The sequence below is a fragment of the Caballeronia sp. BR00000012568055 genome, from assembly GCF_029439455.1.
GTDB lineage: Bacteria > Pseudomonadota > Gammaproteobacteria > Burkholderiales > Burkholderiaceae > Caballeronia.
In genome coordinates this window covers 1-9,886 of the sequence record NZ_JAQFVG010000341.1, presented here as the reverse complement: position 1 = coordinate 9,886, position 9,886 = coordinate 1, and the positions used below count along the sequence as shown (strand labels likewise).

The 9,886-nt window shown below is 60.0% G+C and carries 7 protein-coding genes; 5 read left to right on the top strand and 2 right to left on the bottom strand.

The window, feature by feature from the left end; genetic code table 11:
* Positions 1 to 458: TonB-dependent receptor plug domain-containing protein (locus P7F28_RS29595; protein WP_370467433.1), on the bottom strand; the 458-nt coding region annotated here is incomplete at its 3' end.
* A gap of 312 nt (positions 459 to 770) precedes the next feature.
* Between P7F28_RS29595 and P7F28_RS29590 the strand changes: the two genes are divergently transcribed.
* Together P7F28_RS29590 and P7F28_RS29585 are read left to right on the top strand one after the other, a co-directional pair.
* Positions 771 to 2,027: a PepSY domain-containing protein gene (locus P7F28_RS29590; RefSeq protein WP_277188528.1), complete on the top strand. Its 1,257-nt coding sequence runs from the start codon at positions 771 to 773 to the stop codon at positions 2,025 to 2,027.
* A gap of 202 nt (positions 2,028 to 2,229) precedes the next feature.
* On the top strand, positions 2,230 to 4,443 hold the full coding sequence (locus tag P7F28_RS29585) for a TonB-dependent siderophore receptor (RefSeq protein WP_277188526.1): 2,214 nt from the start codon (positions 2,230 to 2,232) through the stop codon (positions 4,441 to 4,443).
* Positions 4,444 to 4,503: 60 nt separating this feature from the next.
* Here the strand turns inward: P7F28_RS29585 and P7F28_RS29580 are convergent, their stop codons facing one another.
* Positions 4,504 to 5,325, bottom strand: a complete 822-nt coding sequence (locus P7F28_RS29580) for an IclR family transcriptional regulator (RefSeq protein WP_277188524.1) — start codon at positions 5,323 to 5,325, stop codon at positions 4,504 to 4,506.
* A 164-nt stretch (positions 5,326 to 5,489) separates the two neighbouring features.
* On the opposite strand from P7F28_RS29580, the gene P7F28_RS29575 reads away from it, so the two are divergent.
* The 3 genes from P7F28_RS29575 to P7F28_RS29565 are packed head-to-tail and all read left to right on the top strand — an operon-like array spanning position 5,490 to position 9,590.
* Positions 5,490 to 6,800, top strand: coding sequence for an MFS transporter (locus tag P7F28_RS29575; protein ID WP_277188523.1), 1,311 nt, complete (start codon positions 5,490 to 5,492; stop codon positions 6,798 to 6,800).
* Positions 6,801 to 6,815: 15 nt separating this feature from the next.
* Positions 6,816 to 7,982 (top strand): acetyl-CoA acetyltransferase, encoded by a 1,167-nt coding sequence (locus tag P7F28_RS29570; RefSeq protein WP_277188521.1) that lies wholly within the window; start codon positions 6,816 to 6,818, stop codon positions 7,980 to 7,982.
* A 12-nt stretch (positions 7,983 to 7,994) separates the two neighbouring features.
* Positions 7,995 to 9,590, top strand: a complete 1,596-nt coding sequence (locus P7F28_RS29565) for an acyl-CoA synthetase (protein ID WP_277188520.1) — start codon at positions 7,995 to 7,997, stop codon at positions 9,588 to 9,590.
* The last annotated feature ends 296 nt before the right edge of the window (positions 9,591 to 9,886 follow it).

The following is a 9,886-nucleotide window of genomic DNA, read 5'->3' as shown; positions in this document are numbered from 1 at the left end:
AGGAGATCTACGCTTTCGAGTTGCTCATAAGGCATGGTGATGCCATACGAATTGAACGGCTGCCCGTCGATACGAAAGCCGTTCTGCCAGTCCAGTTGCATGCCGCGCACGGTCACATAGCTGGACCACGCGTTGTACGGATTGCTGTTGTCGGAGACGGACGCGTCTTGAGCGAATACATCGCCGAGGCTCTTGACCTGCCGGTCCGCGAGTTCTTCGCCGGTGACGACCGTGGTCGAGTAGGGCGTATCGAGTTGCGTGCGCGTGCCGAGTGCGCCGCTGGTCACGTCTTTGTCGAGATGCTGGAGCTTGTCGTTGTCCGATGTCGCCGTGACCGAGACGGCGGGCAGCGCGGTTGCCGTGGCGCTTTCCTGCGCGATCGCGGACTGCGCCGTCGTCGCGAAAAGCAGCAATGCTGCACATGTCGATGGCCGCAATGTCCATCCGCCTCGTTTCATCTCGCCGCGCGCTACCGATCTCATGGTGTCCTTTTTGCCGTTCTTGTATGCATATAAATGCGAAGCGTTCGCATTTGAGGACCGCAATTCTGCCTATGCATCGGTTATTTGTAAACTTGTGTCCAGAATCCAACGCCTCACCGGATATTTCGTCTTTGCCGCGTGAATCGCGCAAAACCTTTCGAAGCTTACGATTTGCCTTGTCCGCACGCGCGTGCATCTATAGAATGCGAACAATTCCTATTTACCCGAAACGCGTTCTATGCTTGCTGTCGCTTTCGCGCTCGTTTCCGTTTCCGTGACAGGGCTCGCATGAGGCCGATTTTTGTACGCCTGCATCGCTGGCTCGGTGTTGCGACGGCGCTTTTCTTGTTCGTGTCGGGGCTGACCGGCGCGGTGATCGCGTGGGATCACGAGATCGACGCGTGGCTCAATCCGTCGTTCTTCTACGCGAAGAGCGATGCGCCCGCGCTCGCGCCGCTCGAACTGGCGAAGCGCGTCGAGTCCGCCGATCCGCGCGTGCAGGTGACGTATCTGCCGCTCGGCGTCGAGCCGGGCCACGCGGTGCAGATGATGGTGATGCCGCGCGAGAATCCCGCGACCAAAGCGCCGTTCGATGTCGACTACAACCAGATCGCCGTCGATCCGGCCACGGGCGCGGTGCAGGCCAAGCGGATGTGGGGCGCGGTGTCGCTGGCGCGTATCGATCTGATGCCGTTCCTCTACAAGCTGCACTACACGCTGCATTTGCCGATCGTCGGCGGCTTTGATATCGGCACGTGGCTGCTGGGCATCGTCGGCATCATGTGGTTTTTCGATAGCGGGATCGCGCTGATTCTGTCGTTTCCGAGTGTGAAGGCGTGGAGAAAATCGTTCGCTTTCCGAATTAAACGTGGCGGCTATGCGTTGACTTTCGATCTGCATCGCTCGGGCGGCGTGTGGATTTGGGCGTTGCTGTTGACCGTCGCGCTCACGTCGATTTCGATGAACCTGAGCGAGCCGGTCGTGCGGCCGGTGGTATCCGCGTTCTCGACACTCTCGCCTTCGTTCTTCGATAACCCCGCGCTCGTGCGCGCCGGTCCCGCTGGCAGCGTCGACGCCACGCCCGCGCAAATCATCGACGCTGCCGCGCGCGATGCAAAGCGCGAAGGCATCACGCAGCCGATGGGCGCGATCTACTACGCGCCCGCGTTTCAGGCCTACGGCATAGGCTTTTTCGCGCCAGGCCAGGAACACGGCGATGTCGGTCTCGGCAACGCCTGGTTCTATTACAACGGTCACACGGGCGCGCTCGCCGGCCAGTCGATTCCCGGTCGCGGTACAGCCGGCGATATCTTTTTGCAGGCGCAGTTTCCGTTGCATTCGGGACGCATCATCGGGATTCCGGGGCGCATTTTGATCAGCGCCGTCGGCGTGGCGGTCGCGGTGCTGAGCATCACCGGTTTGATGATCTGGCTGAAGAAGCGCGCGGCGCGTCGGCGTTCGTCGGTATCGCGATTTGTGTGGCCGAGCTTCCTAAGACTAAATCGAAAGGCTGATTTAAGCAGACAGCGGGCAAACATCGAATAAATCAGCGAACGTTTGCGCGTAAGCAATGATTTGTTGCGCCGATACAAATCGCGTAATAACGGAATGATAACGACTCGCATTTAACTTATACTTCGGGCACAAAGAACCGTCGGCGTTTCAATTCGCTGTCGGTTCACGACAATGCCGCCCGGATTCCAAGCGCCCCGGGACGGAAGACCGACTATCAACGACGTCCCGATTCATGCCCGTTTCCCGTTCGCACACCTCGCAGGCCGCGCCTGCGCAGGCGCTGATTCGTCGCGCCACCGTTCTTGCCATCGCGCCCGCGATTGCGGCGCTTTTCTCCTTGTCGGCATACGCGCAGACCACCGACAGCAGTTCGGGCGGCAACGCTGCGCCCGCTGAAAGCACGCTGCCGGCCGTCAAGGTGCAGGGCACCAAGGAGCAACTTCCCGGCGATCTCGCGCCGACGTTCGCGGGCGGCCAGGTCGCGCGCGGCGCGGACTACGGCGTGCTCGGTCAGCAGAAAAATCTCGATGTGCCGTTCAGCATGACCACGTACACGTCGAAGCTGATCGAGGATCAACAGGCACGCACCATCGGCGATGTGCTGGCGAACGATCCGTCCGTGCGTACCGCGTTCGGCTTCGGCAACTTCGCGGAAACGTACGTGATTCGCGGCTTCGAATTGCAGGGCGACGATATCTCGCTCAACGGCCTGTACGGCATCACGCCGCGTCAGCTCGTCGCCACCGATGCGCTCGAACGCGTCGATTTGTTCAAGGGCGCGAATGCGTTTCTGAATGGCGCATCGCCGCAGGGTTCGGCGGTGGGCGGTGGTCTGAATCTGCAACTCAAGCGCGCCGACGACAAACCGCTCACGCGCGTGACGCTCGAAGGCGAAACCTCGGGCGTGATTGGCGCGCACGTCGATGTGGGTCGCCGCTTCGGCAGCGAAGGCCAGTTCGGCATTCGCGTGAATCAGGCCAATCACGATGGCGAAACGGCGATCGACGGTGAACATCGCCGTGACAATACGACGGCGGTTTCGCTCGACTGGCGCGGCGACAAGCTGCGTCTGTACGGCGATTTCCTGTATCAGCGCCAACGCATCAACGGCGGCCGTTCGACCGTGTATGACTACGGCACCTTTGTTCCGTCGCCGCCGTCCGCAACGTACAACTACGGCCAGACCTGGGCCTACAGTTCGATCGAAGATACAGTTGGTATCTTGCGCGCCGAATACGATTTCCTGCCGGGCTGGACCGCCTACATCACGGGCGGCATGCGTCACACGGACGAGCACGGCGAATACGCGTCGCCGAGCATCACCGATGCAGGCGTGACGCAATCGCGTCTGGGCGTGCCGCACAAGGAAGACGGTTCATCCGCAGAAGCAGGCGTGCGCGGCCGCTTCAACACCGGGCCGGTATCGCATTTCGTGACCGCAGGCGCGTCGATCGTGCGCGTGGATTCGATGTCGGCGTACACGTACAGCGGCTCGTTCCCGTCGAGCATTTACGACACGTCGCAAGTGCCGTATCCGGCGACCATCGGACAAGCAGGCAATCTTGGCGATCCGCAAACCGTGGCGCTGAGCTTGCTGCGCAGCGTATCGATTTCGGATACCTTGGGATTCCTGAACGATCGCGTGTTGTTCACGGCGGGTCTGCGTCATCAGGATCTGCACGCAAACAACTACGATTACACGGGCAAGCAAACCGAAGCCTATAACGATTCGGTGACCACGCCGGTGTTCGGCCTCGTCGTGAAGCCGTGGCAAAGCGTGTCGTTCTTTGCGAACCACAGTGAAGCGCTGACCATCGGCGATGAAGCGCCTTCGACTGCGGCGAACGTGGGCCAGTTGTTGCCGCCCGAGAAGTCGAAGCAGTGGGAAGTCGGCGCGAAGTATGACAACGGTCAGTACGGCGCGACGGTCGCGGCGTTCCAGATCGAAAAGCCGCTGACGTACACGAATGCCGCGAACGTGTTCGTGGCGGACGGCACGCAGCGCCATCGCGGGATCGAGGCATCGGTGTTCGGCGAGCCCGTCAAGGGCGTGCGCCTGATTGCGGGCGGCACGTATATTCATGCGACGCAACTCGATACCGGCAGCGCATCGACGGAAGGCAACAAGCCTATTGGCGTGCCGACTTTCATGTTCAATGTGAACGCCGAGTACGATGTGCCGCTGCTGCAAGGTCTGACCGTCACGGCGCGCTGGATCTACACGGGTTCGCAGTATCTGAACACGACGAACACGCTGTCGATTCCGCACTGGAACCGCTTCGACCTCGGCGCGCGTTACGCAACCGTGCTGTTCGGCAAGCCGACGACCTTCCGCGCCAGCGTGCTTAACGTGGCGAACAAGTCGTACTGGGCATCGACTATCGGCGGTTATCTGACGCAAGGCGCACCGCGCACCGTGCTCTTGTCGATGACGACGGACTTCTGATCGGTTTTAACTGCGTTGGTCGTGCCTTGAACGCCGCCCTCGATGGGCGGCGTTTTGCATTCAGCTTGCGCGCGTCGTCGATCGCTTGACTTTAGGCTCCGGCTGCAACGAAGCGGCTTTGCGCAAATGCGTTTCCAGCCGACGCGCCTCGTCGATCAATTGCCGCCCCAGCACGCCTTGACGCTCCTTCGGCAAGCGCGATTCCACCGCTGCAATGGTGAACGCGCCGACCACTTCACCGGACGGCGCATGCACCGCCGCCGCCACGCCCCACGATCCGCGCACCACGTGCCCTTCGCTGACCGCGAAGCCGTTCTCGCGCGTGATGGCAACCTCTCGCCGCAGCATGTCCGCTGAAAACTCCGTATAGCTCGATGCAATCAGCGCCGCGTTTTCCGCGAGACAGCGCTCGACGTCCGTATCGTCCATCGATGCGAGCATGGCGAGACTGCCCGCGCCGATGCCGAGCGGGTGCCGCGTGCCCGGCTGAAGCACGTGCGTTTTCAGCGGAAAATCGCCGTCCTCGCGCAACACGCAGACGGCGAATACATCGCTGCGGATCGAAAAAAACGCCGAATCGCCCGAAGAACGCGCCAGTCGCGCCACGCCGTCCGCCGCTTCGCGTCCCAGTCCGAACCGCTCGCTCGCGATGCCGCCGAGCACATAGCACTCGCGTCCGATGAAATAGCGCAGCGATGCCGCGTCTTGTTCGACCATGCCTTCGGCCATCAAGGCCAGCAGGAGCCGATGCACCGTCGGCTTGTTGAGCCCGGTATCGCGCACGAGCTGCGCGAGGTTGACGCCTGCCGTGCGCGTACGCGCCACGGCCCGCAGCACGCACAGCGCGCGCGAGACTGCCTGAGCGCCGGGAATGACATCCATGAATGCTCCAAATGGTCCATATTGTGACACCATCGTTAACCCGGGAAAGCCGCACAAAGCGCTTTTAAATCGCTGATGGCTTACTTAGCATGGCTCCTGTGCTGATTATAGGCTGCTCATAGAGGTCCATGATACGGACCAACGCGAAAAACCGGAGGAGACAGATGTCGAGCATCAAAGGTGTGGCGCATCCCGGCGCAATCGGTCAGACCGATGAGGCGCGTGTCTATGCGAAGGTCACATGGCGGCTGATTCCGCTGCTTTTCATGTGCTATGTGGTGGCCTATCTGGATCGCGTGAATGTCGGCTTTGCGAAGCTGCAAATGCTGCGCGATCTGCAATTCAGCGAGACAGTCTACGGTCTCGGCGCGGGCATCTTCTTTATCGGATATTTTTTGTTCGAAGTACCAAGCAATTTGATTTTGCATAAGGTCGGCGCGCGCGTGTGGATCGCGCGGGTCATGATTACGTGGGCGATCATCTCCGCCGCAACGATGTTCGTCACCACGCCAGCCATGTTTTATGTCGTGCGCTTTCTGCTTGGTCTCGCGGAAGCGGGCCTGTTTCCCGGCGTCATTCTGTATCTGACGTATTGGTATCCAAGCAAGCGCCGTTCGAAGATGATCGCGCTGTTCATGACCGGTATTCCGGTGGCGGGCGTGATTGGCGGCCCGGTGTCGGGCTGGATCATGCATTCGATGGCGGGCGTTCACGGCTGGGCGGGCTGGCAATGGCTGTTTCTGCTCGAAGCGATTCCCTCGGTGGTGATGGCCTTCGCCGTACTGCTGTTCCTGCAAGACCGCGTAAGCGATGCCAAATGGCTCACCGACAACGAACGCCGTCTGATCGCCAACGATATCGCGCAGGATCAGTCGCAGACGCAATCGCATAACCTGCGCGATGGCTTCACGAATCCGCGCGTCTGGCTGATGTGCGGCATCTACTTTTTCTTCGCCATCGGCTTGTACGGAACGGGCTTTTTCCTGCCGACGCTTATCAAGAACTCCGGCGCTACCGATCCACTTTTGATCGGTATGCTAAGCATGTTGCCGTATGCAGCGGCGACTATCGTCATGATCCTGGTTTCCCGCTCGTCCGATACCTTGCGCGAGCGCCGCTGGCATGTCACCGCGCCCGCGTGGATCGGCGCGGTGTCGTGGCTGGTCGCGGTTGCGTACAGCCATAACCTCGTGATCGCGATGATCGCGCTGACCATCGTGACTTCGTGCGTGGTCGTCACCATCTCGCAGTTCTGGTGCCTGCCGACTGCCATTTTGTCGGGTGCGGCCGCAGCGGCGGGGATCGCGGTGATCAACTCGCTGGGCAATCTGTCGGGCTTTCTCGGGCCGTTCTTTATCGGCTGGGTCAGCGACAAGACGCATTCGACCGATATCGGTCTGTACGTGATGGCGGCGTCGATTGCGATCGGCGGACTGCTCGTGCTGCGCGTCAAGAAAGAACTCGTCAATCGTTAATAAGGTAAACGAACTATGCAAGCATCCATCATCGGCTGGAGCCATCTTCCGTTCGGCAAATTCGATGCACTCGAGCCCGAAGACATGATCGCGCAATCCGCAAAAGAAGCGCTTACGCATGCGGGACTGGACGCAAGCGTCATCGATTCAGTGCATGTCGGTACATTCAACGGCGGTTTCGTCTACCAGGATTTTCCGTCCGCGCTGGTCTTCAACGCGATCCCCGAATTGCGTTTTGCATCCACAGTGCGATGTGAAAACGCCTGCGCTACGGGTTCGGCCGCCGTCTATTCCGCACTCGATGCGGTGCGTTCCGGCCGCTCGAAATACGCGCTCGTCATCGGCGTGGAAAAGATGAACGGCCTGCCGACGAAGGAAGTCGGCGACGTGTTGCAGAAGTGCTCGTATGCGAAGGAAGAAGCAGGCGTGCCGGGTGGCTTCGCGGGCATTTTCGGCACCATCGCACAAGCGTATTTCGACCGCTACGGCGATCAATCGGACGCGCTCGCGGCCATCGCGGCGAAGAATCATCGCAATGGTATGGCGAATCCGTATGCGCATATGCGTCGCGATTTCGGCTTCGATTTCTGCCGGAATCCGTCGGAGAAGAATCCGTTCGTGGCGGGGCCGCTTAAGCGCACGGATTGTTCGCTGGTATCGGATGGTGCGGCGGCGTTGATTATCGCTTCACCCGAAGCGTCGCTTGAAGCGAAACGCGCGATCGAGTTCCGTGCTTCGGTGCAGATCAGCGATTATCTGCCTTTGTCGAAGCGCGATCCCACGGAATTTACCGGTGCGCGCCGCGCCTGGCAGCGCGGTCTTTTAGATGCAAAATGCAATCTCGACGATCTCGCTTTCGTCGAAACGCACGACTGCTTTACCATCGCCGAATTGTTGGAGTACGAAGCAATGGGTCTGGCCGAGAAAGGCCAGGGCGCACGCGCTATTCTTGACGGCGTGACCACGAAAGAAGGCCGTTTGCCGATCAACCCATCGGGCGGACTGAAATCGAAGGGACATCCGATCGGCGCGACCGGCGTGTCGATGCACGTGATGGCCGCCATGCAGCTCGCGGGCGAAGCGGGCGACATGCAGATTCCCAATGCGCAGATCGCGGGCGTGTTCAACATGGGCGGCGCGGCGGTGGCAAACTATCTCAGCATCCTCGAACGCCGCATTTGAAGGGGAGACGACATGCTGACAACGGTAATGAATCTGGGCGATCTGCTCACGCAGGCCGCTCGCCGTCTGCCCGACGAACCGGGTTTTATCACGCCGTCGCGCACGCATACGTGGAGCGAAATCAACCGGCGTGTCGATGCGGTATGCGCTGCGTTGCGCGCGCAAGGCATCGAAAAGGGCGACAGGATTCTGGTGCATTCGCGCAATAATCTGCCGCTGTTCGAAAGCGCGTGGATCGCGTTCAAGCTCGGCGCGGTGTGGGTGCCGACGAACTATCGCGTGGCGCCGCCCGAGGCCGCGTATCTCGCGAAATCGAGCGGCGCGCGCGTGATGATTTACGACCGCGGCTTTGAATCTTATGTCGATGCGGTGCGTGAAGCGTCGTCTGCATTGGAGATCGTGATTGCGCTGGATGCACCGCGTGACGGTGAGTTGGACTACGAAGCGTTAGTGTTATCGACGGATCAAGAATTTGCATCCGTCGATGTGGATCGCGACGATCCGTTGTGGTTCTTCTATACGTCGGGCACCACGGGTTATCCGAAAGCCGGCACGCTCACGCACGGACAAATGGCTTTTGTCGTCGCGAATCATCTTGCCGATCTGATGCCGGGCATTACGTACCGTTCGCGCTCGCTGGTGATCGCGCCGCTTTCGCATGGCGCGGGCATTCATGCAATCGTCAACACGGCGCGGGGCGCGGCGCATGTGCTGCCAGAATCGGATCGTATGGATGCCGAAGAAGTGTGGTCGTTGGTGCAGCAGCATCGAGTGGACAATATGTTCACGGTGCCGACTATTGTGAAGATGTTGACCGAGCATGAGGCCGTGGATCGCTACGACCACAGCTCGCTCAAGTTCGTGATCTACGCGGGCGCGCCGATGTATCGCGCGGATCAGAAGCATGCATTGAAGAAACTCGGCCGCGTTCTCGTGCAGTACTACGGTCTCGGCGAAGTGACCGGCAATATCACCGTGTTGCCGCCGTTCCTTCACGAAGAAGACGACGACGCGCCGAATTGTCGTGCGGGAACGTGCGGCTATGCGCGCACGGGGATCGATATCGCTATTTTCGATGAAGCGGGGAATCGCCTTCGGCCCTTTGAAACAGGCGAAATCTGCGTGCGCGGCCCGGCCGTGATGCTCGGTTACGACAATAATCCCGAAGCGAACGAGAAGGCGTTCAAACACGGCTGGTTTCATACCGGCGATCTCGGACATCTGGATCGCGAGGGCTTTTTGTTTATCACCGGGCGATCGTCGGATATGTATATTTCCGGCGGCTCGAATGTGTATCCCCGTGAAGTCGAAGAGGCTTTGCTGACGCATCCTGCCGTGCATGAAGCGGCCGTGCTCGGTATGCCTGATCCCAAGTGGGGTGAACTGGGCGTGGCCGTTGTCGTCTGCAAGCCGGGGCAAAGCGCGGACGCCGAAGCGCTGCTCGCGCAACTCGATGGACGACTCGCGCGCTACAAGTGGCCGCGTCATTTCGTGTACTGGGACGCGCTGCCGAAGTCGGCGTATGGAAAGATCACCAAGAAAGATGTGCGCGCGCAGCTTGCGAAAGAGTGGGAAGCGTATTGCGCGGGGCAAACTGCTTCGGCATGAAGTTCGCCCCGTTTCAAAATAATAATCAGGCTAACGAAATAATCTGGTCAATCACGAGCTGATTGGCCAGAGAGTTTTCATACGCGGCGAATCGATCCGCAATGCTCGCTGCGCCCAGCACGCCCATCGGATCTTTTCGCGTTTCATTCGTTGCCCTCACGATCCACATCATCAAGCGAAATGCCCTTGGTTTCGCGCACGAAACGAATCACGATCATGCCCGCAATGGCCGCAGCCAGCGTAAAGCCGATGATTGCATCCTGCATGGAAAAGCTAAAGCGATGCATGGTCGATAA

Bases quoted from the DNA above. Each gene is read 5' to 3' on its own strand.
- P7F28_RS29590 (WP_277188528.1), top strand. From the start codon at position 771: ATGAGGCCGATTTTTGTACGCCTGCATCGCTGGCTCGGTGTTGCGACG.
- P7F28_RS29585 (WP_277188526.1), top strand. From the start codon at position 2,230: ATGCCCGTTTCCCGTTCGCACACCTCGCAGGCCGCGCCTGCGCAGGCG.
- P7F28_RS29580 (WP_277188524.1), bottom strand. From the start codon at position 5,325: ATGGATGTCATTCCCGGCGCTCAGGCAGTCTCGCGCGCGCTGTGCGTG.
- P7F28_RS29575 (WP_277188523.1), top strand. From the start codon at position 5,490: ATGTCGAGCATCAAAGGTGTGGCGCATCCCGGCGCAATCGGTCAGACC.
- P7F28_RS29570 (WP_277188521.1), top strand. From the start codon at position 6,816: ATGCAAGCATCCATCATCGGCTGGAGCCATCTTCCGTTCGGCAAATTC.
- P7F28_RS29565 (WP_277188520.1), top strand. From the start codon at position 7,995: ATGCTGACAACGGTAATGAATCTGGGCGATCTGCTCACGCAGGCCGCT.